The 17,143-nt window shown below is 66.6% G+C and carries 17 protein-coding genes; 8 read left to right on the top strand and 9 right to left on the bottom strand.

All coding sequences use genetic code 11. The features are described 5' to 3' along the window. Positions 1-7: 7 nt before the first annotated feature. The 3 genes from AC5RVB_RS01945 to AC5RVB_RS01935 all read left to right on the top strand — a co-directional run bounded on the left by AC5RVB_RS01945 (position 8) and on the right by AC5RVB_RS01935 (position 2,282). Positions 8-811 carry an ABC transporter permease gene (locus AC5RVB_RS01945; protein WP_494141818.1) on the top strand — a complete coding sequence of 268 codons (804 nt, stop codon included), beginning with the start codon at positions 8-10 and terminating at the stop codon, positions 809-811. After that, the gene (locus AC5RVB_RS01940; protein WP_494141817.1) at positions 811-1,593 is read left to right on the top strand and encodes an ABC transporter permease; all 783 of its coding nucleotides are present in this window, start codon (positions 811-813) and stop codon (positions 1,591-1,593) included. Before AC5RVB_RS01945 ends, AC5RVB_RS01940 begins: the two co-directional genes overlap by 1 nt. Before the next feature lie 104 nt (positions 1,594-1,697). Continuing rightward, positions 1,698-2,282, top strand: coding sequence for a TetR family transcriptional regulator (locus AC5RVB_RS01935; protein ID WP_244802801.1), 585 nt, complete (start codon positions 1,698-1,700; stop codon positions 2,280-2,282). Between the two features lie 38 nt (positions 2,283-2,320). Here AC5RVB_RS01935 and AC5RVB_RS01930 read toward each other — a convergent pair whose 3' ends face one another. The 3 genes from AC5RVB_RS01930 to AC5RVB_RS01920 all read right to left on the bottom strand — a co-directional run bounded on the left by AC5RVB_RS01930 (position 2,321) and on the right by AC5RVB_RS01920 (position 6,689). Beyond that, positions 2,321-4,564 carry a cytochrome P450 gene (locus AC5RVB_RS01930; RefSeq protein WP_494141816.1) on the bottom strand — a complete coding sequence of 748 codons (2,244 nt, stop codon included), beginning with the start codon at positions 4,562-4,564 and terminating at the stop codon, positions 2,321-2,323. 23 nt (positions 4,565-4,587) lie between these two features. Beyond that, positions 4,588-5,757, bottom strand: a complete 1,170-nt coding sequence (locus tag AC5RVB_RS01925; protein ID WP_290243524.1) for a serine hydrolase domain-containing protein — start codon at positions 5,755-5,757, stop codon at positions 4,588-4,590. A gap of 62 nt (positions 5,758-5,819) precedes the next feature. Further along, complete coding sequence (locus AC5RVB_RS01920; RefSeq protein WP_494141815.1) at positions 5,820-6,689, bottom strand: SDR family NAD(P)-dependent oxidoreductase; 870 nt, start codon at positions 6,687-6,689, stop codon at positions 5,820-5,822. A 116-nt stretch (positions 6,690-6,805) separates the two neighbouring features. On the opposite strand from AC5RVB_RS01920, the gene AC5RVB_RS01915 reads away from it, so the two are divergent. Continuing rightward, positions 6,806-7,366, top strand: a complete 561-nt coding sequence (locus tag AC5RVB_RS01915) for a hypothetical protein (protein ID WP_494141814.1) — start codon at positions 6,806-6,808, stop codon at positions 7,364-7,366. A gap of 40 nt (positions 7,367-7,406) precedes the next feature. On the opposite strand, the gene AC5RVB_RS01910 is transcribed toward AC5RVB_RS01915, so the two are convergent. The 4 genes from AC5RVB_RS01910 to AC5RVB_RS01895 are packed head-to-tail and all read right to left on the bottom strand — an operon-like array spanning position 7,407 to position 11,025. Continuing rightward, entirely contained in the window at positions 7,407-7,883 is a 477-nt protein-coding gene (locus AC5RVB_RS01910; RefSeq protein ID WP_494141813.1) for a MaoC family dehydratase, read from the bottom strand. A 39-nt stretch (positions 7,884-7,922) separates the two neighbouring features. Further along, the gene (locus AC5RVB_RS01905; protein ID WP_494141812.1) at positions 7,923-9,119 is read right to left on the bottom strand and encodes an acyl-CoA dehydrogenase family protein; all 1,197 of its coding nucleotides are present in this window, start codon (positions 9,117-9,119) and stop codon (positions 7,923-7,925) included. Then, on the bottom strand, positions 9,116-10,057 hold the full coding sequence (locus AC5RVB_RS01900) for an amidohydrolase family protein (protein WP_494141811.1): 942 nt from the start codon (positions 10,055-10,057) through the stop codon (positions 9,116-9,118). The genes AC5RVB_RS01905 and AC5RVB_RS01900 overlap by 4 nt, the downstream gene beginning before the upstream one ends. Positions 10,058-10,074: 17 nt before the next feature. After that, entirely contained in the window at positions 10,075-11,025 is a 951-nt protein-coding gene (locus AC5RVB_RS01895) for an SDR family NAD(P)-dependent oxidoreductase (protein ID WP_494141810.1), read from the bottom strand. Between the two features lie 172 nt (positions 11,026-11,197). On the opposite strand from AC5RVB_RS01895, the gene AC5RVB_RS01890 reads away from it, so the two are divergent. Further along, positions 11,198-11,650, top strand: coding sequence for a MarR family winged helix-turn-helix transcriptional regulator (locus AC5RVB_RS01890; protein ID WP_227928194.1), 453 nt, complete (start codon positions 11,198-11,200; stop codon positions 11,648-11,650). 63 nt (positions 11,651-11,713) lie between these two features. On the opposite strand, the gene AC5RVB_RS01885 is transcribed toward AC5RVB_RS01890, so the two are convergent. Both AC5RVB_RS01885 and AC5RVB_RS01880 read right to left on the bottom strand, forming a co-directional pair. Then, positions 11,714-13,057 carry an MFS transporter gene (locus AC5RVB_RS01885; protein ID WP_227928195.1) on the bottom strand — a complete coding sequence of 448 codons (1,344 nt, stop codon included), beginning with the start codon at positions 13,055-13,057 and terminating at the stop codon, positions 11,714-11,716. Positions 13,058-13,093: 36 nt separating this feature from the next. After that, complete coding sequence (locus AC5RVB_RS01880; RefSeq protein WP_494141809.1) at positions 13,094-14,599, bottom strand: acyl-CoA synthetase; 1,506 nt, start codon at positions 14,597-14,599, stop codon at positions 13,094-13,096. A gap of 198 nt (positions 14,600-14,797) precedes the next feature. Between AC5RVB_RS01880 and AC5RVB_RS01875 the strand changes: the two genes are divergently transcribed. From AC5RVB_RS01875 to AC5RVB_RS01865, 3 genes are all read left to right on the top strand, one after another. After that, positions 14,798-15,025, top strand: coding sequence for a hexameric tyrosine-coordinated heme protein (locus AC5RVB_RS01875; protein ID WP_227903041.1), 228 nt, complete (start codon positions 14,798-14,800; stop codon positions 15,023-15,025). A 92-nt stretch (positions 15,026-15,117) separates the two neighbouring features. Further along, the gene (locus AC5RVB_RS01870; protein WP_290243531.1) at positions 15,118-15,786 is read left to right on the top strand and encodes a response regulator transcription factor; all 669 of its coding nucleotides are present in this window, start codon (positions 15,118-15,120) and stop codon (positions 15,784-15,786) included. Next, positions 15,783-17,075, top strand: coding sequence for a sensor histidine kinase (locus AC5RVB_RS01865; RefSeq protein WP_494141808.1), 1,293 nt, complete (start codon positions 15,783-15,785; stop codon positions 17,073-17,075). Before AC5RVB_RS01870 ends, AC5RVB_RS01865 begins: the two co-directional genes overlap by 4 nt. Positions 17,076-17,143: the final 68 nt, after the last annotated feature.

Below are 17,143 nucleotides of genomic sequence, written 5' to 3'. Positions count from 1 at the left end.
GCGCAGGGTGCCACCCTGGGCCGTAGGTGCAGCGGGCACGGCGGCGGTGCTGGCCCTGTGGTGGATCGGCGCCGCCACGTTCCTGCGCGGAATCGGTGCACCGCCCGGCGGCGGGCCCGGGGCCATCCCCACACCGTGGCAGGTGCTCAGCCAGATGGGGGCGGACGGCGCCGGCTTTTACTGGCGCAATGCCGCCGTGACGCTGGCGGAAGCCGGAGCCGGATATGCCTGGGGTAATGCCCTGGCCCTGATCCTGGCGTTTGTGGTGCTGCTGCTGCCGGGCCTGGAACGCCTTGCCACCCAGCTGGCGGTGATCACCTACTGCCTGCCGGTAGTGGCGGTGGGTCCGGTCATCTTTATTGTGCTGGGGCCGCCGCGTTCCGGGGAATCCTCCGGCACCGCCGTCGCCCTGGCCGCGCTGTCCGTTTTCTTCACCACCATGGTCAGCGCCCTGGCCGGGCTGAAGGCTGCCGACCGGGCCTGCCTGGACATTGTGACGGTGTTCGGGGGACGGCGGATCCACCAGCTGGTCAAGGTGCGGCTGATTGCTGCGCTGCCGGCCGTCCTGGCGGCCCTGAAGATCGCGGCCCCGGCGGCACTGCTGGGCGCGATCCTGGGTGAATACGTGGGCGGGGTGGACCGCGGCCTCGGACCGGCCATGGTCAACGCCCAGCAGACGCTGGAAGTGGCCCGGGTGTGGGGTGTGGCGTTTGCCTGCGCCCTCCTGGCGGGTGCGGCCTACGCGCTGCTGGGACTGGTGTCCCGGATCGCCGCGCCGTGGGCATCCGGCGTCCGGGCGGGGAGCCTCTGATGGGGGCGGCACTGCAGTCCGCCGCGCGGACGCTGCTCGGGCTGGCACTCTCCCTGGCCGTCGTCGGGGTGCTGTGGGTGGGCCTGCTTCAGGTCTTTAACGTCTCCTCCTACATTGGCAAGGGCCCCCTGGCGGTGTGGAGTTACCTGGTACGGGACCCGGAGGCCGCCGCCCACCGCGACCTGGTGCTGGGACAGCTGGGGCAGACCCTGCTCGACGCCGGCATGGGGTTCTCCGCCGGCATGGCGGCCGCGCTCGCCGCGGCCTGTCTCTTCACCCTCTTTAGGGGCGTGGAACATGCCCTGATGCCGGTGGCGATGCTGCTGCGGTCCGTGCCGCTGGTGGCCCTGGCCCCGATGATCATCCTGATCTTTGGACGCCAGGAAGCGGCAGTGGCGGCCATGGGCGGGATTGTCGTGTTTTTTCCGGCCCTGGTAACCATCGTTTTCGGGCTGCGCTCGGCCTCGCCGGCCATGCTGGAGGTGGTGCAGGTTTACGGCGGCAGCCGGCTGGACGCCTTCCGCAAGGTGGCCATGCCCTCTGCGGCACCGGCGCTGTTCACCGCGCTGCGGGTCTCCATCCCCGGGGCACTCACCGGCGCGCTGCTGGCCGAATGGTTGGCCACCGGGCAGGGCATCGGCTACGGAATTGTCTCCGCCGTGTCCCGGGCCCGGTATGACCAGGTGTGGGCCGGCGTCGTGGTGGTGACCCTGGCCTCGATCCTGCTCTACGCCGCAGTCTCGGCCGTGGAGGCAGCGGTGAAGCGGCGGACGGGGACGTAGGTGGCGCGCGGCTGCGGATAAGGTCAGGGTATGGACATCTGCACTGCCGCCCCTTCGCTTTCCGCCGCCGCGGGCAGCGCCTCCTGCCGCGCGGCGGTCCGGCAATGAATCTTCGCGAGCAGCAGCGCAGCGAGACACGGCAGCGCTTTATTGACACTGCCATGCGCCTGTTCCTGGATAACGGGTTTTCGGCCACCAGCATGAACCAGATTGCCGCGGCTGCCGGGGGCAGCCGCGCCAACCTGTACCTGCATTTCCGCAACAAGCCCGAACTGGTCATGGCGAAAATGCGCGACATCGAAGATGAAATTGCTGCCGGGTACCGGCGGCTGGACGCGCTGCCCGGCTACGACTTCACCGTCCTGCGCGCCTGGCTGGTCGAGATCCGGGAGCTGTGGGATACCTACTCCATTGAGTTCGCCGCCATGGAGCAGGCGATGGCCGCGGACACGGCGGTGGCGGATGAGTGGCTGGGGATGCTGCGCCGGGTCAGCGGTTCCATGCAGCGGCTGTATTCCACCTGCGCCTCGGAACAGGAGCGCGAGGAACGCCAGACCCACCTGGTCACCTTCATGATGAGCCTGGACCGCAACTTCTACTTCCTTTATGTCCGGGGCCACCAGGACCGGCATGAGCTGGTACTGGACGCCCTGGCCCGGCAGCTGCTGACCCTGTTCGAACCGCGCTAGCGTGCCGGCTGGTCCGCCGGCACGCTAGCGCCGGGTGCCTACCGGTCCAGGACCAGCCGCGGGCAGCCGCGCTCGGCCCGGGAAACGCAGATCATCAGCGTTTCATTGGCGTCCTGCTCGTCGGCGGTGAGGATCGAGTCCCGGTGTTCGGCCCGCCCGGAGAGCAGCCGCGTTTCGCAGGTGCCGCAGGTGCCGGTTTTGCAGGAGGAGATGACCGGCAGCCCGGCACGCTCCGCAGCGTCAAGAATGCTCTCGCCGGTGCCCACCTGCACGCTGACTCCGGATGCCGCGAATTCCACCTCGAAACCGTGTTCCGGTCCGGTGATCTCCACTTCCTTGGCGGCGAAGCGCTCCAGGCGCAGGGAGCCCTTGGGCCAGTGCTCGGACAGGGTTTCCACGGCACGGAGCACCGGTTCGGGACCGCAGCAGTAGATCAGGGTGTCCTCCCGCGGCTCGCGCAGCAGGTTCGGCAGGTCCATCAGCCCGTGGGTGTCCTGGGGCACCAGGGTCACCCGCTCCGCGTAGGGTGCCAGCTCATCCAGGAAGGCCATGGAACTGCGGGTCCTTCCGCCGTAGACCAGCTCCCAGTCCGCGCCCGCCCGTTCAGCTTCGCGGATCATGGCGAGGATGGGGGTGACGCCGATACCGCCGGCAATAAACAGGTACTTCCGGGCGGCGGTGAAGCGGAAGTTGTTCCGCGGCCAGGACACGGTGACCGCTGCACCTTCGCGCAGGGTCCGGTGCACCGCCAGCGAGCCGCCGCGGCCGGCGTCGGCACGCAGCACCCCTACCCGGTAGGCGGTGGTGTCCTCCGGATCCGAACACAGCGAGTACTGGCGCACCAGCTGCTCCGGTTCCCCGGGGAGGTGCAGGTCAATGTGCGCCCCGGCCTTCCAGCGGGGCAGCTCCCCGCCGTCGGGGTGGCCCAGGAGCAGTGAGACCACGCCGTCGGACTCCTCGCGGCGCTGCAGCACCCGCAGGTTCAAGGTGCGCACGGCGCGTTCCTTGGAACGGGCGACGTCGGCGACGTCCCAGTGTACGTTCAGCGAGCGGCGGGCGGGCAGCAGCGCGAACCGGACGAAGTCCAGCGCCTCGGCGTCATCCGGGCGCAGGGACGGCAGCCGTTCGTAGAGGACCTTCAGCCCGGCAGCACCCTGCACCCGCGCCAGCGGATTGCCCAGGCACTTGTGCCGCCCGGTGGAAAAGCCCAGGTGGTCGGCGGGGTCGGTGCGGTGGATGTCGAAGGTGAAGGGGTGCTCCACGTAGTCGGGATCGGTGTTCACTGCCGCCAGCGCAAGCCAGACCATGTCCCCGGCCCTGATCTGCGCCCCGCCGAGTTCAATGTCGATGTTCGCGCGCCGGGACGCGAAGGTGGAGGAGGGTCGGCGCCGGACGGTTTCCTCGAAGACCCGCGGCCAGAGTTCCGGTTCGGCCAGCGCGTCACTGCGGGCCTCGGGGCTGCCGTCCAGGAACAGCACGGCGTTGGCCATGGCCTGGGCGGTGGTATCGGTGCCCGCTGCGGCGAACTCGGTCAGGTGGATGGCAATCTGGTCCGCACCGAGGGCATAGTTTCCCTTCTCGTCGCGGGCCGAGGCCATCACGGAAATCAGGTCCTCCGCCTTTGAGGTGCGCCGGGATTCAATGATGCCGCGCAGTACCAGGTTGGCCTCGGTGTAGCGCTTCCATACCTCGGAGCGCCGGGGCTCCGGGAAGGGCTCCTGCGCGGAGGCCAGGATCTGGAAGAAATCGTCGCGCAGCTGGCGCATCATCGGGTCGTATTCGTAGTCCAGGTCCATCAGCGCCATGAGCGTCTGGGTGGTCAGCTCCAGGCAGTAGTCCTCCAGCAGGTTGCCGGCACCGTTGTTCTCGAACCGGTCAATGATGCGGTGTGCCCGGGCTTCGATTTCCGGCTGCAGGGCGTCCATCCGTTCCTGCAGGAAGCCGAGCTGGGCCACGCCGCGCGCCGTGGTGTGCCCGGGCGGATCGGACCCGACCAGGATGCGGGACATCAGTTCCGCTGGAATGGTGGACCGGTATTCCTCGGGCACCTTGATCAGGCCGCCGTTGGAGGCGGAGGAGAATTTCTGCCAGTCCGAGAGCACGGTCAGTGCGTCTTCGCGTCGGGTGACAATCCAGGCATTCAGGTGCGGGTAAAAGAACGTAGGCGTGGCGTCGCGCACTTCGGCGAAGTGCGCGGCAGGGTCGCGGTAGTAGGCATCGCCCATGGCATCGAAGCCGTGGGCCACGGGGCATTTGGCGGGGGCGGAACTGGTGGCGGTCATGGGGGGCGTCCTTGAAAGGGGGTTTAGAGTGCTGCGGCGACGGCGAGGGTGGAGAGCTTCTGGAACCGGGCTACGTTCTCGCCCTCGTCCATGACGCCGGAGGAGAGGAATACGAAGGTCAGGTCCCGGACGGGGTCCACCCAGAACAGCGTGGACCCGGCACCGTAGTTGCCGAACGTCCGCGGGCTGGTGAACGGACCGAAGAACGTGGGCGCGGTGCCGGTGCCGGAGAGGGAGAAGCCCAGGCCGAAGTTGCCGTTGGGCGCTTCCCAGCCGCGCATGGCGGCGATCCCCGAATACAGGTCATTGGGCATGTCCCCGGTCTGCAGGGTGGTGGCTGCATCCACCACCGCCGGGGCCACCAACTGGACCCCGTCGGCCCGGCCCTGGTTGCGGAACATTTCGGCGAAGCGGAACACATCGTCAACGGTGGAGGTCGCCCCCACCCAGGGCATTTCAGCGTCTTCGGTGATGTAGGTGTTCAGGCACTCAATGTCCTCGGGTGAGAGCCAACCGTCTTCGGGAACATAGACCTTCAGCGGAACAGCCCGTTCGGCCCGATCGGCGGGCAGCCCGAAGGCTGTGTCGCCCATGCCCAGCGGAGTGAAGACCAGATCCCGGGCCAGGTCCCGGAAATGGTCGTAGCCATAAGCGCGCCGGACCATTTCGCCGATCAGTGCGTGGTTGATGGAGGGTGCGTAGTTGAGGTTGCTGCCCGGCTCGTTCACTACGTCCACGCCGCCCAGGGCCTCGATCACGTCAGCCAGTACACCGAACCGGTCCGCGGGCAGCCCGGGATCGGGGGTGGCGGGCATTCCGGAGCGGTGCGTGAGCAGGTGGCCCAGGTTGATCTTGTCCTTGCGCACGGCCCGGAACCGGTCGGTGCCGAAGAACTCCGGAATCAGGTCCACTACGCGGGTGGACAGCGCGAGTTTCCCTTCGCCCAGGGCACGGTAGGCCAGGGTGTTGGTGAAGGCCTTGGACATGGACAGGATCCGGTAAACATCCCCGCGGTCCGTGCGCCGGCCGGCGGCCCGGTCGGCGAACCCGTAGCTGCCCTGCAGTCCGATCCGGCCGTTCCGGGCGACGATGATGTTGGCTCCGTCGTAGCTGCGGCGGTCAATATCCGTTGCGATGGTGTCTTCGAGGGTTTGCAGGGCTGCGGGGTTTAGGCCCTCAACATTGGTGATCATGGTGCCTTTCGGGGGTGGGCGCTGCGGCGGGAAACGCCGGTGAACTGCGGGGAGAGGGCGGGTCAGGACATCAGGGCCCCGCCCGAGGGCGAGAGCACCTGGCCGGTGTAGTGGGCGCCCGCGTCGGAGGCCAGGAAGACCAAGGTTCCGGCGATCTCCTCCGGTTCGGCCAGACGTTTGAGCGGCTGCAGTGCCAGCAGGGCCTGGACATGGTCCTCACCGGACTGGGTCATCAGCTGTGTGTTGATTCCGGCGGGGGCCAGGGCATTGACCCGGATCCCGAACGGTGCCAGTTCACCGGCGGTGGTGCGCGTCATGCCGACGACGGCGGCCTTGGACGCGGGGTAGTAGGTGGGCATGGGCAGGCCCACCAGGCCGGCCACGGAAGCGAAGTTGACGACGGCGCCGCCGCCGGCTGCCTTCAGCAGGGGCACGGCTGCGCGCAGGCAGTAGAACGTGCCGTACACATTGATGCGCATGACCCGGTCAAAGTCCTCGTCCGGGATTTCGGTGATGAATTCGGGGGTGAACGGCTCGCCCGCCTTCATGGCGTCCAGCATCCTGTGGTTGATGCCGTCCAGCCATTCCGTCGCCAGCCGATGGGGGGTGTTCACGCCGGCGGCGTTGATCAGTACGTCCAGCCGGCCGTGTTCATCGGCAACGCGTTTGAACGCGGCGTTGACGGCAGCGGAATCGGCAATGTCAACGGCAATGCCCGTGGCCCCGGGCAGGTCTGCCAGTTCGCGGTCCAGGGCGGCCTGGGATATGTCGAGGGCGTAGACGGTGGCGCCTTCGGCTACGAAGGTCCGCACTGCCGCGAGCCCCATGCCCGAGCCGGCTCCGGTGATGACGGCGATTTTGTCCTGCAGTTGCACGGGTACCCCTTTTGCTCCGACCACGGCGGTGTGGTCCATGAATGTGATCCACATCATGCCATTTCACTGGACAGGTGTCTAGTGAAATTCGGGTCTTGTCTCGGAACCTGCGCCTGCGCGGTATTCCCGGCGGGGCGGATGACCAGACGCCAGGTCTCCAGTAGGCTCCGGACATGGGGAAGCGACGAGACACACACGCAGCGGATTACCGGCTCTACGCCCGTCCCGAGGCGGGCGGCAGCGGCGGCTGGGCGGCGGGGCAGGCCGGCAGCACCGAAGCCGGGACGTGGGCTGACGACGACGGCGGTACTGCAGCGGATGCCGGTGCGCGCGGGTTGAGGCGGCACAGCACCGGGCCAATGCCGGCAGCGGCCGGGGTCGGCCGGGTCTCCGGGGAAATCTTCAGGGAAGAGGATCCGCGCGGCAGCGGGGAGGAAAGCCCTGGTTTTCTGCCGGCCGGCGCCCCGGACTCGCGGCGGGTCAACCCTTATCTCTGTGGGGCCTGGGCGGTGGTGGCGCTGATGCTTGGGGTTGGGCTGCTCTGGTTTTTCGGCAGCCTCCAGATGGACTCTCTGTACGGTGTCAACACGCAGGTCATGACACGCAAGAGCATGGTGATGGTCAACTTCCAGATGATGGGTCCCAACCTGCTGCCGTTCGGCCTGGCAGGCGCCCTCGCCCTGCTGGGCATCCACGCGCTTAACTACGAGCGGTCCCGCAGCCGCCGGGACTAGAGCTTCCGTCCCGGCAGTCGCCGGAACGGAAGCCGGGAGGTTAGGGGTACAGCCGGCTGAGGAACCGGGCCACGACGGCGGGCCGCTCTTCGCCCTCGATCTCTATGGTGGCATCGGCCACCACGTGCAGTCCGTTGCCCTTGACCTCCTGGACATCCGCGATGGTGACGGTCATGCGGATGCGGGAACCGACCTTCACCGGTGAAGTGAACCGGACCTTGTCCAGGCCGTAATTGACCTTGGTCCCGGCGCCGGTGACATCGAAAAGTTCGGTCCACATCGGGATTAGCAGGGACAGGGTGAGGAAGCCGTGGGCGATGGGTGCGCCAAAGGGTCCGTCCTTGGCCCGTTCGGGGTCCACGTGGATCCACTGGTGGTCATCCGTGGCATCGGCGAAGGTGTCCACCTGGTCCTGGGTGACGACCCGGTACTCGGAGTAGCCGAGGTTCCGGCCTACGAGGCCGGGTACCTCGCTGAAGTCGACAACGGTCTTGGCCGGGGATGCTGCTGCAGTCATGGGTATCTCCTTGGTTGCTGTTGGGTGTGCTGATGGGTGTCAGGCGAAGGCGCTTTTGCCGGTGATGGAACGGCCCACCACCAGCGCATTGATTTCGTGGGTTCCCTCGTAGGAGTAGACCGCCTCGGCGTCGGCGTGGAACCTGGCGACGTCGGTAGCGAGCGTGATGCCGTTGCCGCCGACCACTTCGCGGGCCAGCGCCACGGTGTCGCGCATGTGCAGGCTGATCCACATCTTGGCCAGGGCTGAATCCTCATCCCGGAAAATCCCCTCCTGCTGCCGTTCCGCGAGTCCGGCCACCAGGCTCAGTGACGCGGTGACGTTGCCGAGCATGCGGGCCAGTTTCTCCTGCACCAGTTGGAAGCTGCCCAGGGACCGGCCAAACTGTTCGCGGCTGCGCACGTACCGCAGTGCGGCTTCATACGCTCCCGCCTGGATGCCCGTGGCAATCCACGCGACGTCCGAGCGCATGGCGCGCAGCATGGCGGCAACGTCCTTGAATGAATTGACGTTTCCCAGCCGCAGGCTTTCCGGTACCCGGACACCGTCGAGGGCGATGTGCGCGTTTTGCATCATTCGCAGCGAGGTCTTTCCGCGGATTTTTTCCAGATGTACTCCCTCGGCCCCGCGCTCCACGAGGAAGCCTTTGACCTGGCCGTCGGCGGTATCCCGGGCAAAGACGGCCAGGTAATCGGCGCTGAAGGCGCCGCCGATCCAGCGTTTGGCACCATCCAGAATCCATTCGTCTCCCTCACGGCGGGCAGAGGTCGCCAGGCCGCCGGCAATGTCGGAGCCGTGCTCCGGCTCGGTCAGACAGAAGACGCCGGTCATCTCGAAGGTGGTAATGGCGGGATCCCAGGCCGCGAACTGTTCGGCCGTTCCCCCCACCCGGCAGGCGGTGCGGAACAGCCCGGCCTGCGCGGTGTAGTACGTGGCCAGTGAAGCATCCGTGCGGGCCAGCTCGAAGATCCGGAAGCCGTGGTACAGGGCGCGGGGCTCGCCGCCGCCGACGGTGAGCTCCTCCGGTGCCATGAGGTTCAAATCCCGCAGCGGGCCGTCCAGCTGGTGGGGAAATTCCCCCGCTTCCCAATACTCCTCCAGCAGGGGCCGTGCCGTCTCGTCGAGCATCCGGCGCAGGCGGCGCAGCGGGGCCTTTTCCTCCTCGGTCAGCCGGCCTTCGACATTCAGGGGGTCGCAGTCCGGGTATAGCCGTTCATCTGTGGTTAGGGCCGTCATGCCACCGGACCGCCTGCCGTGCCCAGTGCGTCCTGCGGGACGGCCGGCCCGGGGAGTGCATCCAGTCCGAGCAGGCGGATGGCGTTCTCCTTGAGGATCTTGGGCCGGACCTCGTCCTTGAAGCTCTGCTGTTCAAAGGCCCCGAGCCACTTCTGCGGGGAGATCAGCGGATAGTCCGTGCCGAAGAGGACCTTGTCCTGCAGCATCGAGTTTGAGGCGCGGACCAGGGACTCGGGGAAGTATTTAGGGGACCACCCGGACAGATCAATCCACACGTTGGCCTTGTGGGTGGCAATGGAGTTCGCCTCGTCCTGCCATGGGACGGAGGGGTGGGCCATTATCACCTGGAGTTCGGGAAAGTCTGCAGCGACGGCGTCGAGCAGCATCGGGTTGGAGTAGGCGAGCTTAATGCCGTACCCGCCCGGCAGCCCGGCGCCCATGCCGTTCTGCCCGGTGTGGAAGAGGGCAGGTACGCCCAGGGACTGGATGGCCTCATAGATCGGATAGAACTGCGGATCCGACGGGTCGAAACCCTGCAGGGAGGGGTGGAACTTGAAGCCCTTTACGCCGTAGTCCTCCACCAGCATCCGGGCACGGTCCACGGCCCTGGCACCCTGCAGCGGATCAACCGATCCAAAGGGGATAAGCACGTCATTGTTGCGGGCTGCCCCCTCGGCGATCTCCTCGATGGGGTTCGGCTCGTGGCCAAGTGCGGTGGTGGCGTCCACGGTGAACACGACGGCGGCCATGCGCCATTCGCGGTAGCGTTCGGCAATGGTGTCCAGGGACGGACTGCGGTCCTCTGACTTGAAGTACTTGGCCGATGCCTCGGTCAGGGCCGGGGGCAGGGAGGCATGTCCGTGGTCGGAACACTCGATGTGGACGTGCATGTCGATCGCATCCAGGGTGGCCAGATCCAGCCCGTATTCGTAAACCATGTGAATTTTCCCTTTTCCTACCGTGCCTGCGGTGCGGTCTGGAGTTCCTCGGGCAGCGGCGGCAGTTTCTCGCCCACGCGCTGCAGGTTTCCTTCGGCGACGGCCGGGAACTGTTCGCGCAGGCTGTCGAAATCCCAGCCGCCGTCCCGGTATTCGGTCACGACAGGCTGCGGGTGGGAGAAAATCTGCAGACGGTCTCCGCCGACGCCGATGGCCTGGCCGGTGATATCCGCGGCTTCGTCGGAAGCCAGGTAGGCGATTAGGCCGGCGACGTCGTTCGCGGTGCCGAAACCGAGGTCCTTGCGGAAGAAGTCCGGCATGGGTTCGCCCCGGCGGTCCGCCTCCACCGCGCTGCGGAAGAACGGCACGGTTTCGGTCATGGCCGTAGCTGCTACCGGAATGACGGCGTTGGCAGTGACGCCGGCCTTCCTCATTTCCAGTGCCCAGGTGCGGACCATGCCCACGATGCCGGCTTTGGCGGCGGCGTAATTGGTCTGCCCGAAGTTGCCGTACTGTCCGGTGGGGGAGCCGATGGTGATGATGCGCCCGGCCACGTTGTTTTCCTTGAAGTGGCGGTATGCCTCCCGGGCGCAGGTAAAGGTGCCGCGAAGGTGTACCTGAATGACCAGGTCGAAGTCTTCATCGGTCATCTTCAGTATCGACTTATCACGCAGTACGCCGGCGTTGGTGACCAGGATGTCGAGGCGTCCGAAGGCGGCGACGGCGCCCTCGACGAGTGCGGTGGCAGCTTCAGTGCTTCCGACCGGGGCCACCACGGCAACCGCCCGGCCGCCGGCGGCGGTGATGGCCTCAACGGCACGTTCGGCGGTCTCCTGCACAACGTCGTTGATCACTACGGCCGCCCCGTGGCGGGCCAGTTCCTGTGCGTAGGCCAGACCGAGGCCCTGTCCGGATCCGGTGACGACGGCGACCTTGCCGGCCAGTGCACCTGCGGATTCGTTGCTCATGTGTTGCTCCTTCTGCTGGGCCGGGGCCTGTTGTGACTCCGGCCACGTTGGCGGCGACGTGCTCCTATTCCACGCCATATCGTTGAAAATGTCAACGGTTATGTTTCTCACCTATACTGGGGGCGACAGCTGCTGTGGGCCCATATCCAACTCCGCCGAAGGACACCTCCCCATGACCACCACCCCTGATGGCCCCGCCGTGCGTTTCACGGAATCCGACCTCGGTGCGGAACCGGTGTTCCTGATGGCCCGCGCGGCCTCGATCGGATCCGCGCAGGCTAACCGGAGCCTTGCCGAGCTGGGGCTGAAAGTGCGGCACTATTCGGTACTCTCGCTGGCCTGCAGCGGCGGAGCGCCCACGCAGCGGGAGCTGAGCCAGTTCCTGGTGCTGGACCCCAGCCAGATTGTGGCCATCGTGGATGAACTGGAACAGCGCGGCGCCGTCGAGCGCCGGACGGACCCGAGGGACCGCCGTTCCAAGGTCATCATGCCCACCGGAGGGGGCCGGGAGCTCTACGCACAGGCGCGAAAACTGGTGGCAGGAGCCACTGAATCCTCCCTGGCAGCGCTCTCCGCGGCGGAGCGGCAGGAACTGTCCCGGCTGCTGCAGCGGGTGGCTTTCTAGCGCTTACGCCAGTGGCCGCTTCGGATCTGCGGGAATCCGAAGCGGCCACAACGCGCCGTTCCGTCAGTGCTCGTGGGTCGCCAGATCGTAGTCCTTGGACTCGCGGGTCAGCAGGATAAAGATGGCGCTGACCAGTGCCATCCCGGCCAGGTACCAGACCACAGGACCGGTGGACCGGTCGCTGGAGGCGTAGATGGAGGACAGGATGCTCGGCGTGAATCCGGCTCCGAGCAGAGTGGCAAACTGGTAGCCCAGGGACGCTCCGGTGTAACGGGAGGACGTGCCGAACTGCTCTGAAATGAACGCGGCCAGCGGGCCGTAGATTGCCGCGTGGCAGAGCAGGCCCACCATAAAAGTGGTGAAAATCAGCCAGGAGTTGGCGGTGGCGAGCCAGCTGAACATCGGGAAGATCAGCGCGATGAACAGCGCCAGGCCGGCCAGCATCACCGGGCGGCGCCCCAGCCGGTCCGAAAGCCTGCCCATGCCCACTACGAAGGCCACGCTGAGGATGGAGGCAATCGCGAAGGTATACAGCACAGCCTGTCGCTCAGCACCGTTTTCCACTGCGTAACTCACCGCGAAGGTAGCCAGGAAAACCTGGAGGGCGAAGCCTGAGGCTCCGGCCAGCATGGTGAAGATCAGTGCCTTTGGGCGGCGGAGGACCTGCAGGATGGGCAGTTTGGGCTTGGTCCTGTTGGCAGCCTTGTTGGCTTCCTCCCGCTCCACGGCTTCCTTGAAGATGGGGCTTTCCGAGACCTTGGAGCGCACGAAGATGCCGACGCCCAGCAGCAGTGCCGAGAGCAGGAACGGTATCCGCCAGCCCCAGGCCAGGAACTGATCCTCAGGCATGGCGGCGAAAAGCCCCAGAATGAAGGTGCCCAGGGCGGCGCCGGTGGGAGCGCCCGCGTTGGTGAACGAGGCAGCGAACCCGCGGTTGCCCTTTGCGGAGTGCTCCAGGGCCATCAGTGCGGCCCCGCCCCATTCGCCGCCGACGGCGATGCCCTGGCAGACGCGCAGCAGGATCAGGATGACGGCGCCCCAGGATCCGATAATGTCCGCGCCCGGGATCAGGCCGATCAGTGTTGAGGCAATGCCCATGATCAGCATGGAGAGGATCAGCATCTTCTTCCGGCCCAGCCGGTCTCCGAAGTGTCCAAAGATGGCGCCGCCCAAGGGGCGCGCGAGGTAGCCGGCGGCGAACGTGCCGTAGGAGGCGATCGCCCCCGCCAATGGATCGAGATCGGTGAAGAAGACGTGCGGAAAGACCAGGGCTGCGGCCGAGGCATAAAGCAGGAAGTCGTAGAACTCAATGGTGGAGCCAAGGTAGCTGGAAAGAATGACCCGTCGGGCTTCATTCCTTTGGGTGCGCTGCCCCGATGGCGCGGGGGCGTCGGGTGTTACGGACATGGCGGTTCCTTGAGGGTGGGTGATGGGAATCGGTGCCTAGGCGCCGGAGCGGAGGATGTGTTTCTGGATCTTGCCGGTGGCGGTGCGGGGAAGTTCGCGCACCACCTGGATATCGCGCGGAAGCTTGTAGGTTGCCAGGCGTTCCCGCAGCAGGGCGCGGAAATCCTCGCCGCCGCGGGGGTCCCCTTCGGCGAGGGTGATAAAGGCCTGCCCGGTCTCTCCCCACTTTTCGTCGGGGACGCCGATGACGGCGGCGTCGAGCACGCCCGGAATGTTCAACAGGGCGTTTTCCACTTCGGCGGGGTAGACGTTCTCTCCGCCGGAGATGTACATGTCCTTGATCCGGTCCTTGATGTACAGGTAACCGTCCTCGTCCCGGAGCGCGACGTCGCCGGAGTGGTACCAGCCGCCGTCGAGCGCCTTTGCGGATTCCTCGGGCTTGTTCCAGTACCCGGACATCACATTGGGGCCCTGAATCACCACTTCGCCGGCGACGCCGGGGGGAACGTCCTTGCCGTCCAGATCCACGAGCCGGTATTCGGTGAAGAAGTGCGGCCGCCCGGCCGAGCCCGCCTTGGCAAGTCCGTCCCGGGACTCGAGCATGCACACGCCGGGTGCCGTTTCGGTCATGCCGAAGCCCTGCATGATGGCCACATCCTTTTCCGCCCAGGTGCGGATGGCGCGTTCCGGCAGGGGTGAGCCGCCCACCATCAGCCCGCGGAGGGAGCCCAGGTCCGCGGATGCAAATCCGGGATGCTGGCTGAGGGCATCCAGCATGGCGGGAACCATAAAGGCGGAGGTGACACCGGATTCGGCGATTTCGCGCAGCACGGTGTCCGGCGAGAAGGACCGGTGGATGATGATCCGCCCGCCCAGGGTGAAGGTGGGAAGGGTGACCATGTTCAGCCCGGCGATGTGGAACAGCGGCGCAACGGCCAGATGGACCTCATCCTGGCGCAGGTCCTGGCCGATCAGGGCGTTGACGTACTGGTAGAAGAGGTTGCGGTGGGAGAGCATTGCACCCTTGGGCCGCCCGGTGGTGCCCGAGGTGTACATGATCAGCGCGAGGTCTTCCAGATCCACCTCATCGGTCACCGGCGCCGTGCTGCCGCCGGCCAGGAAATCCTCAAATAGCGTGCCCGGTCCGCCGCCGTCGACACTGAGCCATTGGACGCCGTCGAGTCCGGTGGAAAGCTGTTCGGCATTTGGCCGCTGCTCTTCGGTGAAGACCACGGCGCGCGCTCCGCAGTCGTGCAGGATGTAGTCCACCTCGGCAGCGCGCAGCCGCGGGTTTACCAGCACGCAGGCCGCCCCGATGAGTCCGGCGGCGAAGAAGGTCTCCAGCAGTGCAGGATGGTTGAAACCGGCGTAGGCCACCCGGTCACCACTGCGGATGCCGGCGTCGCGGAGGGCGTTGGCCAGGCGCAGGACGCGCCGGTCCACCTCGGCGTAGGTCCATTCCCGGTTCTCGAAGGTGATGGCAGTATCGTCCGGCCGCACCTTTGCGCGCCGTGCCGGCCAGGAACCGATTCCGAGATTCACCGTGACTCCTCTGTCGTGATGCACTTCACATTTTCTATAACCATTGAAACAGCGTTCTATTGACAAAGTCAATGGTTATAGATGTCACGGGTAGTTCCGGTTGCGTTCAGGGGTTGTGCCGGGAATATGCCCTGCCCACAATGAAACTGGCAGCCCGCACGGGCGCCGGCCCGCGACGCAGTCGATAGGACGGACATCATGGAGCTTGTTCCCAACAATTCCCTGAAATGCACCACTCCTGAGGACGGCCGCCGGCTGGCGATCAGCCTGGCGCTGCAGACGTCCTTTGCCATGCAGCCGGACGAACACGTCCAGGAGATTATCCGCACTACGTACGCGAACAATCCGGAAGACCTGCTTGCCGCCTCGCAGGTGGTGGCCACCGAATTTGCGACCATTGCCGCGGCCAATGACTACTGGCGCTAAGGTGCGATGACGGTGAGCTGAATCTCCCCTTTGGGGTTCAGATTCGGTTCCCCTCCGGGAGCGTCCCGCCCGCGCGGTCCTATACTTCACGGATGGAGGACCAACCCCGGATCCTGGTGGTGGAGGATGACCGGCGCCTGGCCGGGATGCTGGCTGAAATCCTGGAAGACGAAGGCTATGCCGTCACTCTCGCCCACGACGGGCAGCGGGCACTGCATGAGGGACTCACCGGGAACTTCGACGTGCTGCTGCTGGACCGTGGGCTGCCCGCCATCGAGGGCCTCGACGTTATGGCCCGGCTGCGCAGCCGCGGCGTGCTGACCCCCGTGCTGGTGCTCTCGGCGCTGGGCAACCCATCGGACCGGGTGGAGGGGCTGGACCGCGGTGCCGAGGACTATCTGGCCAAACCCTTCGACATGGACGAACTCCTGGCCCGGCTGCGGGCCCTGCGCCGGCGCACTCTGGAACGTATTCCGGTGCTCCCCGTTCCCGGCGGGACCTTTGACCCGGAAGCCAGGACGGTGTCCGCGGATACCGGCAAGGCCGTCCAGCTGTCCGAACGCGAGGCGGAACTACTGGAGGTCCTGGCCCGGCATCCGGGCCGGATCTACCCCCGCATGGAGCTCCAGGACCTGGTGTTCCCGGACGCGGACGACGACGGCGTGGTGGACACCTATGTGCATTATCTGCGCCGGAAACTCGGCCGCCCCGTGGTGATGACGGTGCGCGGGGTGGGCTACCGGCTGGGCAGGAGCCCATGAGCCGGCGGGACAGCTCCGAACTGCAGAGGGCGACCATCCGGCTTTCCCTTCAATTCACCGCCTTCATCGTGGTCCTCCTTTCCCTTGTGGGGGTGCTGGTGTATTCGCTCGCTGCCGCGGGATCCACCGCCGCCGCGCGCGAAACGCTGGAGAACGCCGTCGACCTCTCGAATGCCCGGGACGCTCCGCTTGATGTTTTCCTGGCCGTTTATGACCGGGGCAGGCTGGCGGTTTCGCGTGACATGCCCGCCGGGCTGCCGGTTGAAGACGCCCTCGCCGAGGTTTCCGCCGGCGGCGGAAGCCGTGAGGAGACGGTCTCGGTGGGCGGTGCAACGTACCAGGTGCTCACCGTCCGCCGGGGCAATGACGTGGTTCAGGCGGCAGTGGATACCCGCGAATCCCGCAATGAACTGCAGCGGCTGGTGCTGGTGCTGGTGGGAACCATCCTGGGCGCGGCGGTGATCGCTGCGGCCTTCTCCGTGCTGGCGGCACGTGCGGCCATCAGGCCTCTCGCGCGGGCGCTGGCGCTGCAGCGGCGTTTCGTTGCCGATGCGAGTCATGAACTGCGTACCCCGCTGACCCTGCTTAGCACCCGCGCACAGTTGCTGCGCCGGCGTCTGGACCGCGGGAGCAGTGGGGGAGGTTCGGGTGCCGGAGTCGGGGCCGGGACCGGGACAGGCCCGGAGCCGGAAAAGTGGCTGCAGGACGGGCTGGCGGAAATCGTCTCCGACGCCGGCGTGCTGACCGGCATCCTGGAGGACCTGCTGGTCTCCGCTGACCCGCGCAGGAATGAAACCGTGGAACCCGTGGATCTGACCGCCGTCGTCCGCGACGTTGCGGATAGTTTCGAATCGATGGCGGGGGAGCGCGGTCTTCAGCTGGAGGTGCGGGCACCTCAGGGTCCGGTGGCCGTCCGCGGTGTGCGGGCGGCGTTCCAGCGGCTGGTGACCTCCCTGCTGGCTAACGCGGTGGATTACGCCGGATCGGCGGTGCGGCTGACCGTGGAGCCGGTCGGCCGGGAGGCGGTGCTGACGGTGGCCGACGACGGACCCGGCCTGCCGCCGGAACTTGAAGGACGCCTGTTCGAGCGGTTCTCATCCGTCCGCGCAGCCAGTCCGGTGGACCCGGCGGAGGGAGCCGGCCCCCAGCGGCATTACGGTCTGGGCCTGGCATTGGCGGCGGAAATCGCGGCCCGGTTCGGCGGGTCCATCCGGGCCGAATCAAGCCCGGGGGCCGGGACATCCCTGAGGGTCCGGCTGCCGCTGTCCGCGCCTGGCTCCCAGGCATAACTTCTAAGAAATCTCGAAGAATCCGGCGTCAGGATTGAATTATCAGCAAACCACTTGATGGAGGTGAA

Source organism: Arthrobacter sp. Y3225209 (assembly GCF_059090685.1).
Note: the sequence above shows the minus strand (reverse complement) of the source record. Positions and strands in the feature narration are given on the sequence as shown.

What these genes read in the sequence shown, in the direction of transcription:
- AC5RVB_RS01895 (WP_494141810.1), bottom strand. Translation starts at nt 11,025, where the DNA reads ATGAGCAACGAATCCGCAGGTGCACTGGCCGGCAAGGTCGCCGTCGTC.
- AC5RVB_RS01920 (WP_494141815.1), bottom strand. Translation starts at nt 6,689, where the DNA reads ATGATGTGGATCACATTCATGGACCACACCGCCGTGGTCGGAGCAAAA.
- AC5RVB_RS01930 (WP_494141816.1), bottom strand. Translation starts at nt 4,564, where the DNA reads ATGACCGCCACCAGTTCCGCCCCCGCCAAATGCCCCGTGGCCCACGGC.
- AC5RVB_RS01940 (WP_494141817.1), top strand. Translation starts at nt 811, where the DNA reads ATGGGGGCGGCACTGCAGTCCGCCGCGCGGACGCTGCTCGGGCTGGCA.
- AC5RVB_RS01875 (WP_227903041.1), top strand. Translation starts at nt 14,798, where the DNA reads ATGGAGCTTGTTCCCAACAATTCCCTGAAATGCACCACTCCTGAGGAC.
- AC5RVB_RS01890 (WP_227928194.1), top strand. Translation starts at nt 11,198, where the DNA reads ATGACCACCACCCCTGATGGCCCCGCCGTGCGTTTCACGGAATCCGAC.
- AC5RVB_RS01900 (WP_494141811.1), bottom strand. Translation starts at nt 10,057, where the DNA reads ATGGTTTACGAATACGGGCTGGATCTGGCCACCCTGGATGCGATCGAC.
- AC5RVB_RS01865 (WP_494141808.1), top strand. Translation starts at nt 15,783, where the DNA reads ATGAGCCGGCGGGACAGCTCCGAACTGCAGAGGGCGACCATCCGGCTT.
- AC5RVB_RS01935 (WP_244802801.1), top strand. Translation starts at nt 1,698, where the DNA reads ATGAATCTTCGCGAGCAGCAGCGCAGCGAGACACGGCAGCGCTTTATT.
- AC5RVB_RS01925 (WP_290243524.1), bottom strand. Translation starts at nt 5,757, where the DNA reads ATGATCACCAATGTTGAGGGCCTAAACCCCGCAGCCCTGCAAACCCTC.
- AC5RVB_RS01910 (WP_494141813.1), bottom strand. Translation starts at nt 7,883, where the DNA reads ATGACTGCAGCAGCATCCCCGGCCAAGACCGTTGTCGACTTCAGCGAG.
- AC5RVB_RS01870 (WP_290243531.1), top strand. Translation starts at nt 15,118, where the DNA reads ATGGAGGACCAACCCCGGATCCTGGTGGTGGAGGATGACCGGCGCCTG.
- AC5RVB_RS01915 (WP_494141814.1), top strand. Translation starts at nt 6,806, where the DNA reads ATGGGGAAGCGACGAGACACACACGCAGCGGATTACCGGCTCTACGCC.
- AC5RVB_RS01905 (WP_494141812.1), bottom strand. Translation starts at nt 9,119, where the DNA reads ATGACGGCCCTAACCACAGATGAACGGCTATACCCGGACTGCGACCCC.
- AC5RVB_RS01885 (WP_227928195.1), bottom strand. Translation starts at nt 13,057, where the DNA reads ATGTCCGTAACACCCGACGCCCCCGCGCCATCGGGGCAGCGCACCCAA.